Origin of the sequence: Apilactobacillus micheneri, from assembly GCF_006493595.1 — a bacterium.
Taxonomy (GTDB): Bacteria; Bacillota; Bacilli; order Lactobacillales; family Lactobacillaceae; genus Apilactobacillus; species Apilactobacillus micheneri.
The window spans coordinates 88,533-112,885 of the sequence record NZ_QUBI01000005.1; the positions used below are offsets into that span (position 1 = coordinate 88,533).

Consider the following 24,353-nt stretch of genomic DNA (forward strand, 5'->3'; position numbering starts at 1 on the left):
TCCTTAGTTTATATTTTTATGCACAATAATTTCTTTTTGATAGGTATCTACTGTAACCATCCCTCCTATTGGAATTGTGAAAATAGGTTGAGCATGTCCAAAATTCACATCATACATAACTGGAATTTGTTTTAAAATTGGAAATTTCTTAAGCACATACATTAATTTATCTTCATCCATATTACATTCAAGAGGAAATCTACCAATTAATAAAGCTTTAGGGTTATTAGTTGATTGTAATATTGCAGCTAAATGTCTAGACATTTCACTCCAGTCTTGGCCTTCAGAAAATTCAAACAAAATTATATTGTTTCTCAATTCTGGCTGATAATTGGTGCCCATTAAAAGACCAAAAGTATCAAAATTACCACCAATAGTTCTTCCTTCAGCTATTCCATGATTATAAATTTTCCAATAATTATCATGGAGAGATAATTTTGCATTCTCTTCATACCAAGGACCACTTTGCCAATATTTAGAATGCTTTAATATTAAATCTTTCGAAGTAGTTAACATCTTTTTCCAGTATGTATCTTGATAGGCTCCAACTTTGCCAGACATTTTTAAACTAGAATAAGCAGGACCATAAAATGTTATTAATCCAGTTTTAGCAGTAATGGCATTAGCTAATGCAGTAAAATCAGAAAATCCACAAATTATTTTGGGATTTTGTTTGATCAAATCATAATCTATATATGGTAATAATTCATTAGATGTAAAACCACCAATAACTGAAAGAATGGCTTTAACATTTTTATCTTTAAATGCCGTATGTAAATCACTAATTCTAGATTCAATTGATGAACTCTTAGCAAGATCACATTCATTTACATGCTCACCAAATGTAACTTTAAGCCCCATTGATTCTAGTTTATTTTTAGCAGACAGATTAGCTTCATAACCACCTACACGTTTTAATGAATCACTAGGTGCAATGATTCTAATTTCGTCACCCTTTTGCAATGATCTTGGAAAAATATATTCCATTTTAAAAAATCCCTTTTTAATAAAATTATAATCTTTTTGTAATGATAAATTAAGGGTAAAAATAAAAAGAGCTGAAAAAACAGCTCTTTTCAACTTCATTATTTATTTTTATCATCTTTAAAAATCTTCTTTAAGGTAGCCATTTGACCAAATTCATTAGTTTTATCCATTGGAGCAACAATTAAGTTACTGTCAGATTTAGCAACTTCACCAAAAGCATTGATAGATTGATTTTCAAAGTATTTTACATCAGCATTCTTCAATCCTGATTGTACAGTATCAATTCTATATTTTTCAGCATCTGCTTTTAACTTAGTAGCTTTCGCATTGGCATTAGCAGTCGCAATTAAGGCTTCATTTTGCGCTTTAGTTCTTAGTTGAATGGATTGCGCATCCCCTTCAGCTTTTGAAATTTCAGCTTGACGTTCACGATCAGCAGTTAATTGCTTATCCATAGCATCTTGAATCGCTGAAGATGGAGTTAATTCATCAATATTAATGCGATCAACATTAATCCCATAGGTATTAGTTAAATCACCAATGGCAATTGCTAAGTTTTGGTTAATTTTAGCAGTTGAACCTAAAACTTCATTTAATTCCATTCGACCGATAATATCACGTAAATGTCCACGAACTAATTGAGACATTGATTCTACTGAATCAGTATTTTCATATTGATATTTAACGGCATCAGTCACATGATAGTTTAAAGTTACACTGGCAGTAACTTCAGCATTATCTTTAGTGATAATGGAGTATTTATTAAGGGTTTTGGGTTGCATGGCTAAGCTAACACTTCTAATCTTTTGCATGAATGGTACATAAAAATGAAGGCCTGATTGAATAGTTTTCTTATACTTACCCCAGTTTTCTACTAATCCTTCATAGTTTTGTCTAACAACTTTAATTCCAAATGGCATAATAAAACTTCCTTTATAATTGTTTTTTTAGATATAAAACATTGCCGTTGTTACCAACGACCGTGTATTTAACATCAGCAGTCGGTTCTTTTTCATTAATTAAATCAAAGCGATAATAAATGCCATCCATCATAACAAGATGGCTTTGAATATCAATTTTATCTGAATCAATCTGTTTTCCCACAAATTGACGTTGCTCAAAATTGCCAGTTTTAACATGATTGCTTAATACGTTAGTTATGTAATCTTCAACACTAGATTTTTCTTCAGAAGCAGAATTTTTAACTTGTTTTGCTAACATTGAATCTAGTTTGATTGTAACCTTCATAAACGAACCTCCTTTTGCTTAAAGTATCCTAGATTATATAAGTTTTAATTCAATAATCAATACTTTTTAGTAATTTTTTATAAATAAATTAGCACTTGCATTTTTTCATAAAATACATAAAATAAGAAGAAAACTTTCGAGGTGATAAAATTGTCATGGCAAAGTGATTGGGCATACAACAAATATTGGGTAATGGCACATTCGCAAAATGCATACAATGAAATTAGAACCCTCGCTAAAAATAATCAGTGGGATAAAACCAAAGAACAAGCATATCAAAGAATTGTTCAAGATTTAGAAAACGTTGCACCGACCAAAGCAACCCTAGTAACTGCATATCAACATGTGTGGGGGTATTTTAAAAAAATTGCTACACCGGAAGAAAAAAATAAATATTTAAAATTACTGGATTATTTATCACCTGAAAACGATGATTTAGGTAAATTTTTAGCACAATTAACTGATAAATATCAGGTTAAATATTTACAAAATTCCAGAATCATTATTGAAATTAAGGAGCAAAACCAATGAGATTATGGCATCAAAGTCTAATTAGTAAGTTACCTCGCCAGCAACTATTGGGTCAACATCGAGAAGTTTGTGCCCTTCGTGGTAAGGGTTGGGGCAAAAAACATGCAACTGTCAATTATGTTTTTAAACATTCACCTTATAAATTATTTCAATTTCATGAATTAGTAATGGCAGAAATGCATAAAAGAGGTTATCATCCTAATGAAAAATGGGCAGATAAAAATTATCGTGGGACTGCTTGCGATCCTTATGATAATTTAAAACCGGTAAAGTTAACCAACCCTATTTATCCAGAACACAATGATGAATACTTAAAAGAATGCTTAGAAAATCTAGCAAATAAGGATATATACTTATAAAAATGTAAATTTGTATTATCAAATATTCGTGTTAAGATTATACTTAATATTAGATTAAGTGAAAGGACATATTCAAATGAAATTTCAAAAAACGATTTTGGGTACCGTTGCTGTATTAATTATCGCTGTTGGTGGCGGTGTAGCGTTTAATAGTTTCAGTAATCATACTGATAAAGCTGATACGCTTACTAATACTTCAAATAACTTAATGAAACGTATCTCTGAAAATGATCAATATCAAAAATCATTAAAGAATCATAAAAAGAAAACTGATAGTTATGATAATGCAGCCACTCAAAGTGGTAATGATGTTAACAAAAAGCCAGTCTATAAACCCATTACTAAGGACTATTTAGGTAACTGGTATAAAGGATTAAACGCCAAAATGATTATTCAAAACAATATGTTTATGGCCGATCATCCTACTGACCCAGTTGCTGGCATGCCTCCATTGAATATGGAACGTTATGGTAGAACTAATGCTATTTTCATTAGATCTGTTTATAAGATAAACACTTACTGGCCTGCAAATATCACTTACAATGGCCAAAAATACAAGGCAATGATTACAAGTAATGCTAAAAAATTTAATCATTTTAAATTCTACACAGCTGTAAAAACTGCTAAACCAATCCCTGACTATGTTTCTAAAAATAGTCATGTTGATTTAGTTGGTAAAAAAACTATTAATCTGGATCAATTAAGAACTGAAGAATAAATAAAAAATTCACTCAAAATTTTGAGTGAATTTTTTATTTATTAATTATCTTCTTTATGTTGTGAAATGGGTTTATTATCTGAAGAAGTTTTAACAATCTTTAAATTATCACCAATCTTCTTAACAGTAGCATTCCATCTAAAGACTTGAGTATTATCAGAATCATCACTATCAAATACATATTTTACATTATATCCAATAATAGATGTTCCATCATGACCCGGAGTAATTGATTGAATATCATTAGTCAAATCGACACTATTAATATCATCATTTTTATGTTGGGCAATTGACCAATCATGGATTTGTTGATATGACTGGTTATCACTGCCACCAACAAATGAATCTTCTAAACCATTATCGCCATCATTACCATCACTAACGACATCTTGCATACTATCTGAAACGTTATCCAACAAGCTTTGAACATCATCTTTAGAAACACTGCCTGGATAAGTAACATTAACAGTAGAATCATTATCATCTGAAGTAACTTTAGTTGGATTAGAATTAATGTTTCCATATTTAGCGGTAACCACCATGTTAGATGAAAATGGCATTTCAGATACTTTATAATTACCACTATCATCAACTACACCTTGGCGTTTATCGTTAATATAAATAACAGACTTAGGAGCAGCTGAAACATTAAATTTAATTGTCTTTAAAACTAAATTAACAGAATCTGAATTATTACTTAAATAATATTTACCATCGTTTGAAATAGACTTACCATTAACTTTACCAGTTGCTTTTAAAGCATATTGTCCTGGTAGAATAGGTCCAATCTTCTTTTGATAGTCATCCGTATTTGAAGTAACTAAATGCTTATCGTTCAGTTGAATATTAACATTATCACGATTGGTATAAACACTAGGATAAATAGTTTTAGCTTTAACTTGATAACGAGGGAAAATCAAAAAGTTATGACCATTTTCTTTATATTCAAAATTACCATTATTAGTTACACCATCATTCATTAACTGTGATTTAAATGAAGATAATTTATCTTTATTATCATCAAAATAATTAGACAAAGGATCCAATGAATCACTACTCATTTTATAACTAGGATCACTAGTGTAAAAAGAAGATGTCACATTATTTCCATTTTGTAATCCTGAAATAATTCGATTCATCGTTGATGCTTTTGAATAATAATTTTGACCAAATAAGTATCCACCAACTAGGATAATAACAACAATAGCTAAAATTGATAATTTGAGTTTGGAATGTTTCATCTTATGTTGTTTAAGACTTCTTTGTGGGGCAGAAGATTGATTATAATTTGTAAATGAATTATTAGTTTCTTGATTATGTTCTTTATTGCCATTATTTTGAGATGAATTATCATTGTTAGATTTATTAATATTTTTCAAATTAAATCCACAATTTTGGCAAAATTCATCATCAGACTTAATTGGATGTCCACAATTGGGACAAAATAAATTTTTATTATTCATTATTATTCTTCTTTCTCATTATTAGTTAAAGAAATATTTAATAATTTCATATGCAATAATTAAATCTATCAAAATTGCAACTGGCATTACATATAATTTATCCATTTTACCTTTAATGTCTTTAAAAATTAAGAAAGATAATCCAATATTGTATATTAATGGAATTAATAAGGAAAGCAAAACAATAATAATCATAATATTACTATAAGAATTTCCTACAATAGAAAATAAAGCAATAAATATTTCAATTATTATAATATAATTTGTATATTCAGCTAGTTTATTTAAATAATTGAAAATGGATAATTTATTATTAGAACTTAACTTTTTAGCAAAAAATCCAATAGCTAACCAGACAATCATAATTATTATGATAAAGATAAGAGCTTTTAAGAAATTCATTTTATATGAATCGTTCATAAATTTAACAAACCTATTCATAAATGGAATGAAAGCTTTTCCAGAATCACCTGAACTACTTTCCAAAGAAGAATCAGCAGCAGAAAGATTGTCTGCTGCTTCAGATATAAATTTTTCTTTAATACCATAGTCTTTTATAACACTTACAAAAGAAGAAATAGTGTTGTATAAAGAAAAGGCTATTAAAACTGCTGAAATAATAAAAGAAGTTAATCCATAATATGTATGAGTATTTTCAATACTTTCACTTGGTTTTTTAATTGATTTCATAAACCAAGAAAAGTACCCATTAGAATATTTCTTCACATTTTCAACATTACGATTAATGTTATCCTGTGTATTATTTTGTTGATTATTCATTTGAATTTGATCATTGTTCATAAATGAATAACCACAATTAGTACAAAATTTTGAACTAGAATCGACAGATGCACCACATTTTGGGCATTTTTTCATAAAATAATTCCTCCTAAAAATTAATTACACAATAATTAGATTATCATAGCTAAAGCTTATATTCAATTAATCTTTAATTAATAATCTTTTCAAAATGCTTATTAAACAGGATTTTCAAACACTTATCACAAGTGTTTGACTTTTTTTAAGTTTACTGATATATTTTTCAATATTAAATAAACAAGTTAGTTAAAAGCGATGAAAAAGCAGAGTAATATTTTCACTTTAGATAGAGAGTCTTGGTATTCTGGAAAAAGACATAAAGTAAAATATGAAAGTATCTTTGGAGCTATATACGTAAAATCAAGTGAGAGTAACGTATATTGGGTACACCCATTAAAGTGTTAGCGTATGTTAGTACGTGAAGTGGCTATTTTAAAAATAGCAATCAAGGTGGTACCGTGCCCAAAGCACCCTTAGTTTTATACTAAGAGTGCTTTTTTTATTGCTTATTTAAATGATTGGAGATGATGGTTATATGAAAAATGTCGTGAGTAAATAAAAATATAAATAAAGCAACATTCAACGATATTTTGGAGGAAAAAACATGCAAGAAGAAATCAAAGACCTTAATAAAAAACCATTATCCATCAAACAATATTTAATTGTTGGATCAATGTTATTTGCCCTTTTCTTTGGTGCAGGTAACTTAATATTTCCAATTCATTTAGGACAATTAGCTGGCGCTAACTGGATTCCAGCAGCTTTAGGATTCTTAATCTCAGGAGTTTTATTACCATTATTATCAGTTTTGGCAATTAGTATTACTCGTTCCAAAGGAGTTTATGATATTGCAAAGCCATTAGGTTCAGGTTTTGCGATCATATTTTTGGTATTAGTACATGCTACTTTAGGACCATTATTTGCAACTCCTAGAACTGCCAGTGTTAATTTCACAGTTGGGATTCAATCATTTATCCCACATCAATATGTACAAATTGGAATGTTTATTTTTACTGCTATCTTTTTCATTGCCACATTTTTATTGACATATAAAACTAGTAGTATTCTTGATAGTCTAGGAAAAATATTAAATCCATTGTTTCTAGGATTACTATTCCTATCATTTTTATTAGCTTTTATTCATCCCATGGGTAGCGCATCCACTCAAGCAATCTCAGCATCATATCAACATGCATCATTTTTTAATGGTTTCCTTGAAGGTTATAACACTATGGATGCTTTAGCTGGACTAGCATTTGGAGTTGCCGTAGTTAGTGCTGTCAATGTTTTAGGTAAAATTAATCCTAAATCAAATGCCAATGCAACTGCTAAAGCTGGCTTCATTTCAGAATCATTAGTTGGAATTATCTACATTATATTAATCTGGATTGGTGCTACTTCATTAAATCTATTTAAAATTAGTAACGATAATGGTGGAACTACCTTTAACCAATTTATGGGACATTATTTGGGAGCAACCGGTCATGCATTATTAGCGACCCTAATGACCTTAACTTGTATCACAACTGCTGTTGGATTAGCTTCTGCTTTTGCACAAGATTTTAATAAGCATTTCCCTAAATTAAGTTATCATCAATGGTTAGGATTAAATTGCATTGTGTCATTTATAATTGCTAATGCTGGATTGAATTTAATTATTACTTGGTCAACACCAGTATTAATGTTCTTATATCCATTCGCCATTACTTTAATTCTACTTTCAATTTTTTCACCGCTATTCAAACGTGATAAAGCAGTTTATATGACTACCATTATTTTCACTTTGATTCCAGCATTCTTTGATATGTTAGTTTCATTGCCACCAATGATTAGTCATCTTAGTTTCATTCAAGATTTAATTAAAATTGAACAAAATATTTTACCATTTGCAAATATCAAAATGGACTGGATTCTTCCAGCTATCGTTGGTGCAATTATTGGTTTAATTATTTACAAATCTAAAAACAAGCATTAAAAAAGAACGCTCAATTAATTTTGAGCGTTCTTTTATTCTGGGAGGATAATATATATATGAAGTATTTTATTTAGCAATCAATTATGGCTTTAGCCATTTGAAAGTGTTCGGCTTGAAACTATGTCCACCCTTTAATTTTAATTCATATCGACCAATCATAATGGTCGTATTTTCATTCAAACTAGTTGGATCCATTAAAATTTGTTTTCTTAACATAAAATCAAGCCTTCTTTCTTTATTGATTGTGATTAGTATATGAAACTAATCTTAAATAAAACTTAAATCAATATATTAATTATTAAAAGTTCACTGATGGAGCTTTTTGTGCACTTTCATCAGCTTGGAAGTAATTAGCTTTCTTATGGTTAGTGATACTTGCAACCAATGAACCAGGGAATTTAACTAGTTTATTGTTGTATTCACGAGCAGTCTTGTTGTAACGATTACGTTCAACACTGATCCGGTTTTCACTACCTTCTAGTTGAACCATCAAGGTTTGCATATTACTGTTAGATTCTAACTTAGGATATGCTTCTCTAATAGAACCTACCATTACATTTAAGGCACGATCTTGACCGCTTAAAGCATTCACCTTGTCAGAACTATTATTTGAATTATTATATTTTGATTTAGCATTGTAGTATTCAGTTCTAGCTTTACTAATGTCACCATAAACTTGTTTTTCTTGTTTTTGTTGACCCTTTACCGCATTCATTAAGTTAGGAATTAAATCGGCACGACGTTGTAACACAGTTTGCACTTGACCTAACTGTTCTTCAACGCCTTGTTCACTAGTAGACATGCTATTTGATGATTTGATAAAACCACCAATCAATCCAATTAATACAACTGCAATCACAACGACTGTAATGAACCAGCCACGTTTATAAAAAGGTTTATTTTCAATCATTTTTTATATTCTCCTTATTAAGAAATTAAATATCAGAGCCTCCGCCACCGAAGTCTCCGCCTCCACCGGAATCGCTAAAACCGCCAGAGTCACCACCAAAGCCACCGAAATCATTACCACCAGAACCTGATCCACTAGATCCTAGAATTCCACCTAGAAGTGCTCCAGTCCAGAAACCATTGTTTCCACCACCGGAACCACCACCGTAATGGTTATGATGGTCATTATCATCATTATTATTTTTCTTAAGATAATAAGCAATCGCCACAATAATTAAAACTAAGAACAATAAAATGCCCCATGAAACATATTTTTTATGTTGATTATCATTTTTCATTGCTTTAGCATCTTTTAAAGATTTATTAGCATATTCTTTACTAACAATGGATGCAACATCTTGAAATGTTTGCTGCATTCCATTGTCAACTTCAGATGCATTTTTTGATTTTAATAATGATTTGTTATTATTCAGAATTTGATTAGTCTTGGCATCAGGTAAAATTCCTTCAATTCCATAACCAGTACTAATTCTAACATTATTTTTACCACCGTTTTGGGCAAATAAAATTAAGGTTCCATTATCTAAACCTTTTTTACCAAATTTCCAGCGAGCATTCTCTAAAACACTATCAGCATAATCAGCAATTGATTGTCCACCAGTGGACTTGACAGTCATTACTACAATTTGTGGTTTAGCTTCTGTTTGTTGATATTTTTTTGCTTGATCAATAATTACCTGTTTAGTACTATCAGACAATATATTTGCATAATCATCTACTACATATTCCTTTGTTGGAGTAGGATTAGTTGATTCAGCATGTGAATTAACACTGCTAAAAATTGCCATCAAAGTAACTACCGGTAACAATAAGCAAATGACTTTCTTTAAATACTTCGTAAATCTGCCCCCTTTTGCAACTACTTCTTAAAAGCATATTAATCGATTGTCATATAATAGTAAAGCAAAAATTTGCTAAATCTTTGAAAAAATCATGCTTTTGAACTATTTTTGAAATGAAGATAAAAAGAAGGCTATATGTATGTATAAATATGTTTCAATTGTTTTAAGAACAGTAAGTGTAATTTTAAGTGTCATTGCAGGGACAATTATCGGCCTAAACATGATTCCAGTTGAACCCATTGATGAACTACCAATACCTATAATCATATTTATCATTATGGGAATAGTCACAATTATACTGTTAATATTACAAATTATCGCAGCATTTTTCATTCAAAATCCTAAATTTGATTTTACTGTAGCTGTAATCTTGATATTTTTATTTATGGCCTTATGGGCACTAAATCCAGATATTAAATTACCCTATATTTGCGGAATAATATCAAATATATCTTTAATGCTTGGCAATTTAAAAGGTGAAAATGATAATAATAATTTCACTTATCAAATTTAATATCAAATTATATTTTAAAGGATAATTAGTTTTATCCTTTTTTTATTTTCCAATTAGTTATATCATAGGAATTAAAATTATGTCAGGAGTTTTTATAGATGGAAGCTATCAATTTGGGACAAGAAAAAGCCCAACAAATTGCCCAACTTATTAACTTTGGCAATGAAAATTATGATAAAGAAGATAAAAAAGCTGCAATTGAAGCATTAAGTACTGCAATTGCCATGTATCCCGCTAATACTAAAACCGTTGAAGAAATTAATGGTGATATCCCTGATCGCAGTGTTATTTTAACTAAATTAGGCATGTTATTTACCAAATATGGTAATCAGTTAGATCCTATTGGAGTGCACTTATTTAAGCAATCATTAATTTATAATGACAATGATATTGAGGCCAACTACTATTTAGGAAAACTACTATTTAATAATGGTAATGTTTATGAAGCTAATTTATATTTAAATAAGGTTTTAGACAATATTGATAAATCTGACAAGCTTTATGAATCAACCAAAGAATTTTTAGATGATATTAACAATCAAGAAGAACAAGATTTGCCAATTTTCGCAACTGACTTTGTGATTGGACAAGCATTATCACATACGATGTTAAATAGCCCCATTGGGACTTTTAAAAAGATGAGTTTTGATAAAATTGAACGCAAATATGATGATCGAGTTCAATTATTTCCTACTGATAATACTAAGGAAAATCTAAATAAGATTCGTGAATTTAACTCTAATCATGGTTTTAAGCAAGGTTCATTCGAAGAATTTTTACCAGCTAATTTACCATTATTTGAAGTTAAAAATGAACTATCATTGTTTCTAGGTGAAGGTTACACTTTAATCGATCAAGGTGCTGAATTATATGATGTTTGTGGCATTAATGTTCCACCAGAATTAACATTTAATTTTTATAAGTTAATTAATAATGAAACAAACAACATTTCATATTTACTATTATCAGGTAAAAGTCCACTAGAAATCAAAGATGAAAAAGTAAGAGCTGATGATAGTAATCATCATCAAAAAGAAATATTTGATAATTATAAAACCAATGTTTCTTATAGTGATGACGCAATGAAATCATTTGTCCTAGCACTTGCTAAAGAATATTTCGATGATAATTTGTCAGAAGATAATATTAATAATAGTCACATTTGGGGCATTAGAGATACTAATTTTGACCAAACTTTTGATAAACATGAAGATTTTGATTTGAAAGATTCACGTGTAGAAATCTTAATTGATACTAATAAAGACTAATTAAAAGGGTCGATTCTTAAATGAATCGACCCTTTTTGTTTATCTATAATGATGGTAACTATGATATGGATGATAATTATTATAATGACGATAGTTACGAACGTAATGATGATTATTTTTATATGAATTATTACTGTGAAAGTTAGGTGCCCCTTCAGGAGTAGGTACATTCATACTTTTATCAACTTTAGAACGACCAGTTGCATAATCAAATTGCACTCCTGGTTGCACATTATATAAGTAAACATTGAAATTCAAAGTTTCATCAGTGGAAAGTGCTTGCATATGTACCCCACTAGCCATCAAATTATCACCTTTAAAAATTGGTATAACTTTGTAAATAACTTTTTTACCTTCCTTTAGTGCATCCCTAACCTTAGTTTCATAAATAGTCTGCACCTTTTGATTACTGAAGGCACTTTGAGTAAATAAATTCTTAATATTATTTTGATCACCTGATTTTAATCCTGGTTTATAACTACCATCTAAACTAATTCCACCAGAAACACTGTATGCAATTTCATGACCACGATTAATAATGGCAGAACCATTCACAAATTTTTGATGCCAAGCAGTTGGTTCAACTCTTTGCGTACTTCTTAGACTACCATTAGCTAAATTACGATGTTCTAAATAGGCAATATTTCCAACAGAAGTACGATTCATATTATCTAAATCAGCATAAACAACATGATTATATTTCCAATCAGTAGTTTTTAAATTAGCCTTATTATGATTAATTTCAACATAGGCTGGTTCACCAGACTTATATTCTAATTGATCTAATTTTTGATCAATAGTTTTTTCATTCTTGCTCTCTACATTAATATTATTATCTTTAACCGTATTTTCATTATTGGCCTTTTTTGAGCCACAACCAGTTAATAATAATGTCAAAGATAAAGAACTAATCACTAAAGTTTTTAGTTTCATATATTATCCATCCCTATACATTTATCTAATAATAATATTAACATAATTGATAAAATAACATCTGTAAGCAAATAAAAAAGCTGGAATAAAATTCCAGCTTTTAAAACATTTATTCTTCAACTTCCACTTTGTCCGCGTAAGCTTGTTCTTCTTTAATTAAACGTTGTTTTTCTTTTTCATTAAACCAAGGAGAAGTAGTAAATGCTAAAACATCATTTGCAACATAAATTGCACTGTTTACAAACATTGCTAAAGTAGCAGAACCTTCCTTGAAAGTAATGAACCATAATACTAATTGAGCTAGTCCTGATGCTAACCACCAGAAGTATTGGTTGTTGTATCTCATGAAACAGATAATTCCAGCAGTTAAACAAACAGCAAAACTAAATGCATCATAGAATGGACGACCATCATCAGTTAATGCTTGAATAGCAAAACCTGATACTACGAATACAATTGCAGTAAAAGCAATTGAAATTACCCAACTCTTAGCAGTAAATTTACGGATCTTAGAAACCATGTTGACGTTCCAATTTTTACTTAACAATACTGGAATATCAAGTGTGGCTATGTATGCGATTTGTTCACCGATACTTAAATAATTTTTTGCAGTAAATCCAACAACAATAAAACAAATACCAGATAAGATACCTAAAACACCGTTAACAGATTTAGCTGCATTAATTGCAAGTACACATAGAACTCCTAAAGTAGTTCCAATAAAAGTTAAAATTGAAAGCCATGTGATTGGTGCATTAACCAATGTCATAACTTGGCAACCTAAACTAAAGAAAAATAAGTAGTAATTTTGTTTTGGCCAACCTTTTAATTGATGAGCCAAGAATTTAAAGTATGATGACAATTTAAAAATTCTCCCCTATGAATAAATTCGGTCTATCATTTTGAGGCGAACATACCTAGGATTACTATATATTGTGTCAATATATAGTGTTCTCTCAAAAAGCAACACTATATATACTACCATGTAGAAATATTTTTGCAATCAGCAATCTATAAAATTAGAGCCTAAATATCTAGTTAAATCAGGCTTTATATTATTTTTTAAAAATTTTAATTAGATTTTTCAATGAATCTTTTAATTTTCATTTACAAAAGACAAAACAATTTTAATTATGTATAATAAATCTTAGTAGATAAGTTGAATACGGTGGTAAAACTACAATTAAGAGGTGGTTATTATGGTGTAATTCATAATAATTCAGAATCTTATGAAAGGATTTACACAAGTTTTGTCAATAATTGCATTGACTTGTGCAATTGCTAGCTTTTTAAAAGCTTTAGCATATTGTATAAGTGCAATAACAAAATTGATTTCTGTAATAAAACAGAATAAAAAGACAAAATAAAAAAGCCGTATTCTCAACTTTGGCGGGTTGAATATGACTTTCTTTATTTAATAATTAACTATGCCACCGCTTTTAACGGTTTCTACTAATGAAGTTCTGTTATAGCAGGACTTCTTTTTATTTATATTTATCTTATATCACAATTGTTTAAAAAACAAGATATATGAAAGCATTTGAATTACTTTAGGTTCTTAAAATCAGTACATTGTAAAAAGAACATGCTAGTCATAACAACCATTGGTATAACAAAAGAAGAGTTCAATTTAGGTACAAATGTCTCTAAAATAAAAACAATTCCTGCAACTAAAACAGCTACTACGGCAATCGATATTACATATATTTTTAGCATTCTTGGATCTTTATTTTTGAAACTATTATTTACATTAATTAAATTTTCATATAATTGTTTAATCTTTGGATGATTTTTTGAAAATAGTTTAGTGAACAAAATGAATGCCATACAATAAATAAACCAAATAAGTAATTTGATAATTGTCACTGTCTCATCATTATTAACATTAAAGGGAATGAAAACGATTAAAAGTGGCAAAACAAAAAATAATAGATTTAATCCAAATATTTTCCAATTAGTTTTCATAAAAATCTTCCTTATTTATTGTTTTTCAAAATTGAAAGTAACACATGGTATAAACACAATATATCCAAAAAATAAAAGAAAAAATATTGTTTTACCAGGTTCATAATCAAGTAATCCTAAAATAATGAAAATAAATAACAATAATGCAAAAAAGAAAAAAGACCCCCAAAGAATAATTGGGCTGCGCTTAAATAAATCATTTTTAGAACTAATAACATTTTCATATACAAATTTCATTTTAGAACTACTTTTAGATAATAACTTACTAAATATGCTAAGCACGATTAAATAAAACATAAATGGAATAAATAGTACCGAAGAATCCAAAAAGATTTGGACAATTACATACAAAGCAAAAGGACAATATATTAATATAAAATTCCAAATTAGCATTTGTTTATCAATTTTCATTGAATGCCCCCTACTTATTTTCTAATGAATAGAACAATTCTAAAACAATTACATAAAATAAAGTAAAGAATAAACTGTTCAATTTTAAAGCTCCAAATATTACATTCATCACAAGTAAAATCACTATTAAAATCAATAATGACATGGTTGGATGTTGACGGTAAAATGAATTATTACGTACACCAAATCCATAGTAAAACATTTGTGCTAGCTTACTGTATGGATGATTTTTACAATACATATATAAGATTACAAAATAAGCAATGATGGCTAATAAACTTAATAACCAACCAATCAGTAATTCAACAATTCCAGCAATAACAAATGCTGGTAAAACTAAAATGATTCCATTAATAAATGACTTCCAATTAATTTTCATAATAACTACCTACTTTCTTTTTAATGAATAAATAAAATTAGTGAACATTAGCATGATAAATATACAAAGCAAGCCATTAATTTGTAAAAACATAGTTGATATAAATGAAAAAATGAAATATAAAATAATTATAATTACTGGAATAATTACTTTGTGTTGCTTATAAAACAGTTTATCATCGTCATAATTTATATTAAAGTTAATATTATGTAGAAAGTTAGCTAAAATCATAAATAATAAAAATAATAATAACGTTACTACCAAGCAAAGCCAAAAATTAATTTGCCAAGTTGCTAAAATAAGTATAAAAACGACCATTAAAATGGCATTAAAAATAAAACTATTCCATTGGATTTTCAAAAAATCACCCCTTTTATAATAAAGATATCAGAATTATTACTACCTTTTAATAGTTTTGAGACACTCAAAATAATATAATTAAGTTAATTTATAATAAAAGGATTTGATAATATGGAATATCGCATTGAAAAAGATTCTCTAGGAAATGTTAAAGTTCCCAAAGAAGCACTATTTGGACCACAAACACAACGTAGTCGTATTAATTTTAAATTTGGTCGACTAATGCCGATATCAATTATCCATACCCTTTTACAAATTAAAAAAGCTGCAGCCATCGTAAATGCTAAAGATGATAATTTAGATCAGGATAAATTCCAAACAATCGTTACAACAATTGATAAAATTTTGGCTGGTAACTATCATGATGAATTTCCATTACATGTTTATCAAACTGGTAGCGGTACGCAAACTAATATGAATGTGAATGAAGTCGTTGCACATTTATCCAAAAAATTAAATCCAGATATTAATGTCCATCCTAATGATGATGTTAACAAATCACAAAGCTCTAATGATACTTTTCCCACTGCCATGATGATTGCTGCTAACGATGCTATTAATCAATTATTACCAGTATTGAAACAACTAGTTGAGAAATTAAATGAAAAAGAAATTGCATATCAAACTGTTGTTAAGATTGGTCGTACGCATTTACAAGATGCGACCCCCATCACTTTTGGGCAAGAAATTAGTGGTTGGAAGTCAGCTATTCAACATGATATTGATTTCCTAGAGGCTAATAAAGATGCCCTCTTAGAATTGCCTATTGGTGGCACTGCCGTTGGAACTGGTTTAAACACACCTGATCATTTTGATTCAGATATGGTCAAACAACTAAGCAAACAATTAGATGAAGATTTCAAAGTTGCCCCTAACAAATTCCAAGGACTTGCCAATCATAGTGGCATTACCATGGTACATGGTGTCTTAAAGACTTTGGCCACCGATTTAATTAAAATTGGTAATGATATTCGTTTCTTGGCATCTGGTCCACGAGCTGGATATGATGAACTAAACATTCCAAGCAATGAACCTGGATCATCCATCATGCCTGGCAAAGTTAATCCAACCCAAATTGAAGCTTTAACAATGGTTGGTGCTGAAGTAATGGGCAATGATACCACCATTAATTTTGCTAACAGTCAAGGTAACTTTGAAATGAATGTTTACAAACCATTGATTATCACTAAATTTCTAGAAAGTGCTAATTTGTTAAGTGAATCAGTAGAATCGTTCACTAAAAAATTGATTGATGGCATGACTATTAATAAGGATCGTATGGATGAATTATTAAAAAATTCCTTAATGCTGGTAACCGCATTAAGTCCACATATTGGATATGAACGCAGTGCTAAGATTGCACAAAAAGCGAAAAAAGAAGATACCACACTAAAAGCAGCTGCTTTAGCTAGTGGTGTGAATGAACATGATTTTGATAAATGGGTAGTTGCAAGAGATATGACTAATATTGATGAATAAAAAATACACCTCCAAAAAATTTTGGAGGTGTATTTTTACAATGAAGTAAATGCCATAATTAGCATAATAACTCCCATCACTGGTCTTAATACTTTAGTCACTTTATTAGGATCATATTTTGATAATAAATAAGGCATAATTGCGGCACCAACAATTGCGCCAATTAATAACATTGTACCTGCATACCAAGCAACATGGCCTGTTGAAGCATGGGACAAAAAGCCAACAATTGATGTAATAATCAAAATATAAGATGAAGTTGCCGCAGCTTCTTGCATGGTTAAGCCCATAACCAGCAATCCACTAACAATGGGACCTCCACCAGACATACCAGCAATACCGACCATTAGTCCGGATAAAGTACCATAGAAATATGCTACTTTGGGATTTAATTGTTTTTGCTTTTTACTAGGATGAAAAGATTGATATAAAACCTGAATTCCTAAAATAAAAAAGACGACAAAAATAAGCCAAGAATAAACACTTTCAGGAATAAATTTCGATAAAATACTCCCTATAATGGTAAATGGTACAGCTGTCATTAACATGCGATTACCATATTTAAATTTCATATTACCAGTGCGATAATGACTGTATGAACCAATTAACAATGAAGGAATTGAAGTATACAAAGAAGTTGCTGCCGCAGTTGCTGGCGATGCTCCCACTAAGGAAGTTAAAATGCCTAAATAAAGAGCGGCTCCGCCACCACCCATAATGATTACAAAACCGCCAATAATAAAGCCTAAAAATAATAATATAAATGTCACATAAATCAACCTTTCTAATGAAAAAAGATGATCTCTAAATGAGATACATCTTTATTTTTTCTCTATTTTTTGTAATAACAAATTATTTTCAAAATGGAAACAAACAATCCAAATAGCAATGCTAGCTTGAATTGCCAGAATAATAAATTCCATAAATATATCTTGTCCATTAACCGCCATATAATTAGTTTCTGGCATTCCTTGTTTTAAAGTAACTACAAAATCCCAAATAAAATGGGTTGCAATTGGAATCAATAAGCTACCAGACTTAACATAAATCGCACCTAATATCATTCCGAGTCCTACTGCATTCATAACTTGCAATGTCGTAAAACCAAATGATTGGTGTAACAAGTTAATGTAATGGAAACATCCAAATACAACTCCTGAAATTCCCAAAGCAATTGAAACATTCACATAAGTTTGTTTAAATCTCGTAATTTTTTCTAAAATCCATCCCATGATAACTCCACGGAACATAATTTCTTCCGGTAATGCAGCGATAATTCCTACATCCAAAGCGGTCCAGAAATATTTTGTTTTTAATGATACAACTACAATTAATAAACAAATAAATATAAATATTTGCCATCCAAATTCAGAAAAGTTAGGCTTTAAATATAATTTTTGACTGAATAAATAATGATTCAATATCAATATCACAAAGATGGATAAAATCTTGTAAATGTTTAAATCCAGCATGTAATGATTGGTAAGAATGCTTTCATGAAATATAAGTCGATATATTCCACTATAAATTAGCGGTAAAATTACCGAATCAAAAAGCATTTCCAAAAATAAAATTAATGGAATCATTGTCCATTGCCATTTAGGATTAATTTTCTTGATTAAAATATAATCACTTCCTGTATGTAAATTTAAAATAACATTTTAACCATAATAATAGCAGATATTAGATTATTCAGCATATGCAAAGCAATTGATACTTTTAAATTATTAGTTTGTTTATATAAATAAGCTAAGAAGAAACCAATTTGTGCATATATTAAGAAAAAGAAAATATTTAAACTAGTATTATGTGCTAATCCAAAAAGCACCCCACTAACAATAATAGGTAACCATTTAAATTTAGGTGCAAACAATGCATCCATTAAATATCCTCTAAAAACCAATTCTTCTAAAATTGGACTAAAGATAATAATACCAAAAAGCATCAATATGACCGTTAAATTATTAGTAGAAAACATATCTTGTAAATTTTGTTGATTGCCACTAGTTGATTGATGGTAAAACATCGTACTCAAAAATGATAATAAGCCTTCAATTAAATGCGATAAAACGTAGGCAATAATGATCATTTTCCAGTTAGCTTTAGTAATTGATTGTTTAATACTATTTTGGCCATGCTTTTTATAACTAATATATGCAACCCAAATCATCAAAAAGTAAATTACAAAAAACAAGATAGATAAAATGATTTTCATATAAATACTACTTTGATTAGATAAAGCAAAAATTGGTATAAATTGTGGTCCAAATAAAATCATTAAGAATAACAAAATAAAAATAACGATGCGATCGAATAATTTATCAAAGGACCAGAAATTTGATTCGTTCATTTATAATTCACTCCTAAAAAAATAACTTATTATGACAATGTTATCATAATAAGTTATTTTTAATTTTAATTTTTATTCATCTAAATATATAAAATTGCCGCATAAATAACCAACGCAATTGTGGTTAATGTTAAGAACCAATTAATATTTTGCACAGTTAAACCAAAGGTTTCAGTTTTAACTTGTTTTTTAAAGAAGATTTTTGTATTATTCCAAACTTTAGGAATACTAATTAAAACTAATAACATTGTCCATGGTAACCATTGGAAAATAACTGAAACTACAATACTGACATACATTAAAACATAGTAAGCAGCATAAAGTTTCAAAGCGTTATCTTTCCCAATTCGAGCAACAATTGTCATTCGATGTAAATCGATGTCGTCTTGTTCATCACAAATATTATTAGCCAATACCATATTAGTAATGGAAAAAATAGTTAATCCAGAAGCTATAATGGCGGTTATTAATAATCCTAAATTAATTTCATTTAATGGAACATTGATTAAAATACAAGCAAAGGTAATCCCAATTCCCATTGTAAAACCTGAAGCAAAGTCACCAAAACGAGTAGTTGATAATGAATGATTCCCAGCTGAATAGAAAAAGGCTACCCCAAAGCCCCAAAGACCAATCAATAACAACCAATATGTAGTAATGAATACTAAATAAATTCCTAAAACAGCAATTAAAATTGCTAAAGCAATATCTAAGCGAGTAGCTTTAGTAATTGATAAGCCCTTAACTCGTGTATTTTCAATAAATCCATGTGCACTATGTTTAACCGCTTTTTTATAATCTTCTAAGTTATCTGTAACGTTAGTAAACATATGCATAAGTAATGCAACAATTAAAAATAGTAATGAGTGCCAAATGTTAATTGAGCCAAAATTGCCAAGCACAAAAGTAATCCCTAATAAAAAAGCAAAAATAGTAGTTAACAATGGTCCTAAGACTATTAAATTCAAATATCCTTTAATGTGAATCATCCCCTATAAATTTTTTTCAATAATATTATAAATTATACAACAATTATTATACAAATGGCGCCAATCTATCATATAATGTAGTGATGTAGATAATTTTAATAAAAAGAAGGGGATAAAATGAAAGAAGTCGTTGTATTAGGCGGTGGTTTCGCTGGCCTTCGTGCTTGCAGACTGCTAGCTAAAAGTAAACTAGATATTAATATTACTTTAGTCAATAATAATGACTATCATTATGATGCAACAGCATTACATACTGTTTCAGCTGGTACTAGTGCACCAGAACAAATCACAATGAAAATAGAAAACTGTATTAGCCCTAAGGTTAATTTCATAAAAGACACTGTTACTAATATTGACCATGATAATAAAGTTGTTTCTTTAGAAAATAATGGTCAAATTAAATTTGATTACCTATTTAATGCATTAGGTTTTGAATCTGAAACATTTGGTACCCCTGGTGCTGATCAATATGGATTACAAATTTGGAACATGAAGAGTGGTATTCAAAATATTCAAAAGATTGAGGATAATCTTAAAGAATACCGTAAATCAAAAGATAAAAATTACTTATCATTTGCAGTTATTGGTGGTGGCTTCACTGGAATTGAGCTATTAGGTGAAATTGCATATCAACTACCAAAATGGGCTAAAGAATGTGATTGTGATACTAATGATTTCACAATTACTTGTATTGCTCCTAGTTGTATTCCAATGTTTGATAAAAAACTAGTAGATTTTGCTTTAGATTACTTACATTCTAAGGGTGTAAAGTTTATTATTGATAAAGATGCTAAAGCAAAAGAAATCACTGCTGACGGTGTTTATTATGGTGAAGATAATAAATTTGTTCCTGCTAAAACAACTTTCTGGACTACTGGAGTTAAAGGCAATGACGTAATTAAAGAAGCTGGTTATGATCAAAAACGTAACCGAGTAGTTGTTAATGACACCATGGCGTTAGATACCTACCCTGATGAATATTTAATTGGAGACGTTTCAGCAGTTATGGATAAAGAAAATAATCGTCCATACCCAACTACTGGTCAAATCTCAATTCAAGAAGCTTCAATTGCAGTTGCTAACTTAAAAGCTCGTTTGAATAATACAAAGAAAGTTCCATTTAGCTACAAGTCATTAGGAACGGTTTGTTCACTAGGCCCTACAATGGGAATTGCTGAATTACCATTAGGTAAAAAGACAATGAAGTTAAAAGGACACAAAGTAGCCTTATTAAAACACTTAGTTAGAATGAACACTGCTTTCGAAATTGCTGGTGCTAAATCAGCAATTCAAAATTAAGGAGGAAAATATAGATAATGTTTGATTTCGCATTAAACGTTCTACCATTTGCACGTTTTCAATTTGCAATGACAACCATTTTCCATTACTTCTTTATTCCTATGTCAATTGGAATTGGTTTGGCTGTATGTATTATGGAAACCATGTATGCAATCACTAAGAACAAAATTTATCAAACTATGACGAAGTTCTGGGGAAGAATTTTCTTACTTGCTTTCGCTGTAGGTGTTGTTACCGGTCTGATTCAAGAATTCCAATTTGGGATGAACTGGTCCCAATATGCAAGATTTATGGGTGATATTTTTGGTGCCCCACTTGCAATTGAAGCTTTATTAGCATTCTTCTTAGAATCTACATTCTTAGGAGTATGGATGTTCACTTGGGATAAATTTAAACCAGCATGGCATGCTTTAATGATTTGGTTAGTATTCTTAGCTTCCACTGCATCTGCTTTATGGATTCTAACTGCTAATTCATTTATGCAACATCCCGTTGGTTACAAATTAACTTCTTCTGGACATGTTGAAATGACTAGTTTTAAAGCTTTACTTACCAATCAACAATTATGGTATGAATTCCCTCACGTTATTTCAAGTTGTATTGTTACTGGTTCATTTATTGTTGCTGGTACTTCTGCTTGGATGATTTTCCGTAAAAAGTCAGTTGGCTTCTTCAGAAAATCAATGCGTCTTGGATTAGTTCTTGGAATCGTCGGTTGTTTAGGTGCCGTTACTTCTGGTGATTTACAATCAGGTTATTTGATTAAAGATCAACCTATGAAGTTCGCTGCATCTGAAGGTATTTACAATCATACCGAAAACCCTGCTCCTTGGTCTGTGTTTCAATTAACTAATACAAAAACTCACAAGGAATATGGAAAAATTGAGGTTCCATATATGCTAAGTTTTCTTTCATATCACAAATTTAGTGGTTCTGTTGCTGGTATGGATGAAGCAAATCGCGCTTTACACAAAAAATATGACAGTAAATTTGGTAAGAACATGGATTATTCACTTAATGTAAATGTTCTATTCTTTGCATTTAGACTAATGGCTGCTGGATTTGGTGGTCTAACATTAATCTCATTATTAGGACTATGGTTCTCAAGAAGAAGAAAGAATACGATTGTAAAACAAAAGTGGTTAACATTTGTCCTATTCTTAGCTACTTTTGCCCCATTCGTTATTAATACTGGTGGTTGGTTATTTACTGAGCTTGGTCGTGACCCTTGGGTTGTTTATGGATTACTACCAATTGCCGATGCGGTATCACCAAGTACAAGTACAGCTTCAGTCATCTTTACTATTATTGTTTACTTCTTGTTATTCGTAACGCTTGCTAGTTGCATGGTATTCTATGCTAAGAAATCCTTATACAAAGGACCAGAAAGTATCGATAAAACCATCGATTACGATAATGATGATCCATTTTCTAAGGAGGCCTTTAACAAATGAGTTTCTTACAATTTTTCTGGTATGCAGTAATTTGTTTCCTATTTATTATGTTTTTAGTCTTAGATGGAGCTGACTTTGGTGCTGGGATGGCATCTAAGTTATTAGCCTTTCGTCCTGCTGAAAGTAATATGGTCGTTCGTTCAATCAGTCCTCACTGGGATGGAAACGAAGTATTCTTAGTTGCAGCTGGTGGTTCAATGTTTGCTACAATGCCATTTTGGTATGCTAGTCTATTCTCTGGATTCTATCTATTATTATTCTTAGTGCTAGTATCACTAATCTTTAGAGGAGTTGCATTTGAATTTAACAATGTTGCTGAAACCCCTAAGGGTAAGAATGCTTGGATGTGGGCAACTGCTATCAGTAGTACTGCTGCACCATTCTTACTTGGTATGTTATTTACAGCAATGATTCAACCAGTTCCAATGGATAATCATGGAAATATTTTCGTTGGATTATTCAATGTTATCAATCCTCTTTCAGTATTAGGTGGCATTGCAGTTACTGCATTATGCTTATATCAAGGACTACATTTCTTCATCTTACATGCAAATGGTATTATGAGATATCGTGCTGCCAGCTTAGCAGGTAACCTATATTGGGCTGCTTACCCTGTTGAAGTATTATTCGCAATTGCATTATTCTTCGAAACTAATTTCTTTGAAGATCACTTATTGAGTACATTAGTATTATTAGTACTAATTGTTCTAACAACTGCTTGGGGTCATCTATCAACTGGAATGCACAAAGAAGTCCAAGCATATATTGCTAACTCATTAACAATTGCATGTGTTGTATTATTAGTATTTGTTGGATTATTCCCACATGTATTAATTGCACAAAATCCAGTTAACTCATTATTAATTAAAAACGTTTCTTCTTCTCCACTTACCTTAACTGTAGTTACTATTGTTTTATGTATTCTATTACCAATTCTAACTGCATACTTCATTTGGAGTTATGTAATTCAATGGAAACGTCATGATTTATCAGAATTCGAAAACACCGATAAGGGTGCCTACTAGAATTCCATATCGGGAG

The 24,353-nt window shown here is 29.9% G+C and carries 27 protein-coding genes and 1 other annotated feature; of the genes, 10 read left to right on the plus strand and 17 right to left on the minus strand.

Annotated features, from left to right (window positions below; translation table 11 throughout):
* Window positions 1–3: 3 nt before the first annotated feature.
* The 3 genes from DY123_RS06190 to DY123_RS06200 form a co-directional block, all read right to left on the minus strand.
* Window positions 4–987, minus strand: coding sequence for a S66 family peptidase (locus DY123_RS06190; protein ID WP_140936459.1), 984 nt, complete (start codon window positions 985–987; stop codon window positions 4–6).
* A 98-nt stretch (window positions 988–1,085) separates the two neighbouring features.
* On the minus strand, window positions 1,086–1,907 hold the full coding sequence (locus tag DY123_RS06195; RefSeq protein ID WP_140936460.1) for an SPFH domain-containing protein: 822 nt from the start codon (window positions 1,905–1,907) through the stop codon (window positions 1,086–1,088).
* Window positions 1,908–1,920: 13 nt separating this feature from the next.
* Window positions 1,921–2,235, minus strand: coding sequence for a hypothetical protein (locus DY123_RS06200; protein WP_108982739.1), 315 nt, complete (start codon window positions 2,233–2,235; stop codon window positions 1,921–1,923).
* A gap of 150 nt (window positions 2,236–2,385) precedes the next feature.
* Here DY123_RS06200 and DY123_RS06205 point away from each other — a divergent pair, with 150 nt between their 5' ends.
* The 3 genes from DY123_RS06205 to DY123_RS06215 all read left to right on the plus strand — a co-directional run bounded on the left by DY123_RS06205 (window position 2,386) and on the right by DY123_RS06215 (window position 3,843).
* A complete protein-coding gene (locus tag DY123_RS06205) occupies window positions 2,386–2,766 on the plus strand; it encodes a YbgA family protein (RefSeq protein WP_225426761.1) in 381 nt (126 codons plus the stop codon).
* Complete coding sequence (locus tag DY123_RS06210; protein WP_140934607.1) at window positions 2,763–3,125, plus strand: TIGR02328 family protein; 363 nt, start codon at window positions 2,763–2,765, stop codon at window positions 3,123–3,125. The genes DY123_RS06205 and DY123_RS06210 overlap by 4 nt, the downstream gene beginning before the upstream one ends.
* 76 nt (window positions 3,126–3,201) lie before the next feature.
* The gene (locus DY123_RS06215) at window positions 3,202–3,843 is read left to right on the plus strand and encodes a hypothetical protein (protein ID WP_140936283.1); all 642 of its coding nucleotides are present in this window, start codon (window positions 3,202–3,204) and stop codon (window positions 3,841–3,843) included.
* A gap of 41 nt (window positions 3,844–3,884) precedes the next feature.
* Here the strand turns inward: DY123_RS06215 and DY123_RS06220 are convergent, their stop codons facing one another.
* Both DY123_RS06220 and DY123_RS06225 read right to left on the minus strand, forming a co-directional pair.
* Complete coding sequence (locus tag DY123_RS06220) at window positions 3,885–5,306, minus strand: zinc ribbon domain-containing protein (RefSeq protein WP_108982736.1); 1,422 nt, start codon at window positions 5,304–5,306, stop codon at window positions 3,885–3,887.
* 21 nt (window positions 5,307–5,327) lie between these two features.
* Window positions 5,328–6,182 carry a zinc ribbon domain-containing protein gene (locus DY123_RS06225; protein WP_140936461.1) on the minus strand — a complete coding sequence of 285 codons (855 nt, stop codon included), beginning with the start codon at window positions 6,180–6,182 and terminating at the stop codon, window positions 5,328–5,330.
* Window positions 6,183–6,371: 189 nt separating this feature from the next.
* Window positions 6,372–6,603 (plus strand) — a binding site (T-box leader).
* Between the two features lie 138 nt (window positions 6,604–6,741).
* Here DY123_RS06225 and brnQ point away from each other — a divergent pair.
* Window positions 6,742–8,100, plus strand: coding sequence for a branched-chain amino acid transport system II carrier protein (gene brnQ / locus DY123_RS06230; protein ID WP_181401247.1), 1,359 nt, complete (start codon window positions 6,742–6,744; stop codon window positions 8,098–8,100).
* Between the two features lie 81 nt (window positions 8,101–8,181).
* Here brnQ and DY123_RS07695 read toward each other — a convergent pair whose 3' ends face one another.
* The 3 genes from DY123_RS07695 to DY123_RS06240 form a co-directional block, all read right to left on the minus strand.
* Window positions 8,182–8,316 (minus strand): hypothetical protein, encoded by a 135-nt coding sequence (locus tag DY123_RS07695; protein WP_263850906.1) that lies wholly within the window; start codon window positions 8,314–8,316, stop codon window positions 8,182–8,184.
* A gap of 82 nt (window positions 8,317–8,398) precedes the next feature.
* Window positions 8,399–9,010 carry a LemA family protein gene (locus tag DY123_RS06235; protein ID WP_105964150.1) on the minus strand — a complete coding sequence of 204 codons (612 nt, stop codon included), beginning with the start codon at window positions 9,008–9,010 and terminating at the stop codon, window positions 8,399–8,401.
* 25 nt (window positions 9,011–9,035) lie between these two features.
* Window positions 9,036–9,878 (minus strand): TPM domain-containing protein, encoded by an 843-nt coding sequence (locus tag DY123_RS06240; RefSeq protein WP_140987249.1) that lies wholly within the window; start codon window positions 9,876–9,878, stop codon window positions 9,036–9,038.
* Window positions 9,879–10,050: 172 nt separating this feature from the next.
* Between DY123_RS06240 and DY123_RS06245 the strand changes: the two genes are divergently transcribed.
* Window positions 10,051–10,425: a hypothetical protein gene (locus DY123_RS06245; RefSeq protein ID WP_140934603.1), complete on the plus strand. Its 375-nt coding sequence runs from the start codon at window positions 10,051–10,053 to the stop codon at window positions 10,423–10,425.
* Window positions 10,426–10,523: 98 nt separating this feature from the next.
* On the plus strand, window positions 10,524–11,693 hold the full coding sequence (locus tag DY123_RS06250; protein WP_140934602.1) for a tetratricopeptide repeat protein: 1,170 nt from the start codon (window positions 10,524–10,526) through the stop codon (window positions 11,691–11,693).
* Between the two features lie 39 nt (window positions 11,694–11,732).
* On the opposite strand, the gene DY123_RS06255 is transcribed toward DY123_RS06250, so the two are convergent.
* The 5 genes from DY123_RS06255 to DY123_RS06275 all read right to left on the minus strand — a co-directional run bounded on the left by DY123_RS06255 (window position 11,733) and on the right by DY123_RS06275 (window position 15,381).
* Window positions 11,733–12,626, minus strand: a complete 894-nt coding sequence (locus DY123_RS06255; RefSeq protein ID WP_140934601.1) for a DNA/RNA non-specific endonuclease — start codon at window positions 12,624–12,626, stop codon at window positions 11,733–11,735.
* Window positions 12,627–12,735: 109 nt separating this feature from the next.
* Window positions 12,736–13,488: a nicotinamide riboside transporter PnuC gene (pnuC, locus tag DY123_RS06260; protein WP_140934600.1), complete on the minus strand. Its 753-nt coding sequence runs from the start codon at window positions 13,486–13,488 to the stop codon at window positions 12,736–12,738.
* 683 nt (window positions 13,489–14,171) lie between these two features.
* On the minus strand, window positions 14,172–14,591 hold the full coding sequence (locus DY123_RS06265) for a hypothetical protein (protein WP_140934599.1): 420 nt from the start codon (window positions 14,589–14,591) through the stop codon (window positions 14,172–14,174).
* A 15-nt stretch (window positions 14,592–14,606) separates the two neighbouring features.
* A complete protein-coding gene (locus tag DY123_RS06270; RefSeq protein WP_140934598.1) occupies window positions 14,607–15,002 on the minus strand; it encodes a hypothetical protein in 396 nt (131 codons plus the stop codon).
* Window positions 15,003–15,012: 10 nt separating this feature from the next.
* The gene (locus tag DY123_RS06275) at window positions 15,013–15,381 is read right to left on the minus strand and encodes a hypothetical protein (RefSeq protein WP_105964161.1); all 369 of its coding nucleotides are present in this window, start codon (window positions 15,379–15,381) and stop codon (window positions 15,013–15,015) included.
* A gap of 471 nt (window positions 15,382–15,852) precedes the next feature.
* Here DY123_RS06275 and DY123_RS06280 point away from each other — a divergent pair, with 471 nt between their 5' ends.
* A complete protein-coding gene (locus DY123_RS06280) occupies window positions 15,853–17,220 on the plus strand; it encodes a class II fumarate hydratase (protein ID WP_140934597.1) in 1,368 nt (455 codons plus the stop codon).
* A gap of 35 nt (window positions 17,221–17,255) precedes the next feature.
* Here the strand turns inward: DY123_RS06280 and DY123_RS06285 are convergent, their stop codons facing one another.
* The 4 genes from DY123_RS06285 to DY123_RS06300 form a co-directional block, all read right to left on the minus strand.
* Complete coding sequence (locus DY123_RS06285; protein ID WP_140934596.1) at window positions 17,256–17,990, minus strand: sulfite exporter TauE/SafE family protein; 735 nt, start codon at window positions 17,988–17,990, stop codon at window positions 17,256–17,258.
* 51 nt (window positions 17,991–18,041) lie between these two features.
* The gene (locus tag DY123_RS06290; RefSeq protein WP_181401246.1) at window positions 18,042–18,692 is read right to left on the minus strand and encodes a CPBP family intramembrane glutamic endopeptidase; all 651 of its coding nucleotides are present in this window, start codon (window positions 18,690–18,692) and stop codon (window positions 18,042–18,044) included.
* A 176-nt stretch (window positions 18,693–18,868) separates the two neighbouring features.
* The gene (locus DY123_RS06295; RefSeq protein WP_140934594.1) at window positions 18,869–19,570 is read right to left on the minus strand and encodes a CPBP family intramembrane glutamic endopeptidase; all 702 of its coding nucleotides are present in this window, start codon (window positions 19,568–19,570) and stop codon (window positions 18,869–18,871) included.
* 80 nt (window positions 19,571–19,650) lie between these two features.
* On the minus strand, window positions 19,651–20,559 hold the full coding sequence (locus DY123_RS06300; RefSeq protein ID WP_140936298.1) for a prenyltransferase: 909 nt from the start codon (window positions 20,557–20,559) through the stop codon (window positions 19,651–19,653).
* Window positions 20,560–20,676: 117 nt separating this feature from the next.
* On the opposite strand from DY123_RS06300, the gene DY123_RS06305 reads away from it, so the two are divergent.
* From DY123_RS06305 to cydB, 3 genes are read left to right on the plus strand one after another with little or no spacing between them, the layout of a single operon-like run.
* Window positions 20,677–21,858, plus strand: coding sequence for an NAD(P)/FAD-dependent oxidoreductase (locus DY123_RS06305; protein WP_140934592.1), 1,182 nt, complete (start codon window positions 20,677–20,679; stop codon window positions 21,856–21,858).
* A gap of 17 nt (window positions 21,859–21,875) precedes the next feature.
* Window positions 21,876–23,312, plus strand: coding sequence for a cytochrome ubiquinol oxidase subunit I (locus DY123_RS06310; RefSeq protein WP_140934591.1), 1,437 nt, complete (start codon window positions 21,876–21,878; stop codon window positions 23,310–23,312).
* Complete coding sequence (gene cydB / locus DY123_RS06315; RefSeq protein ID WP_140925079.1) at window positions 23,309–24,337, plus strand: cytochrome d ubiquinol oxidase subunit II; 1,029 nt, start codon at window positions 23,309–23,311, stop codon at window positions 24,335–24,337. Before DY123_RS06310 ends, cydB begins: the two co-directional genes overlap by 4 nt.
* Window positions 24,338–24,353 lie beyond the last annotated feature (16 nt).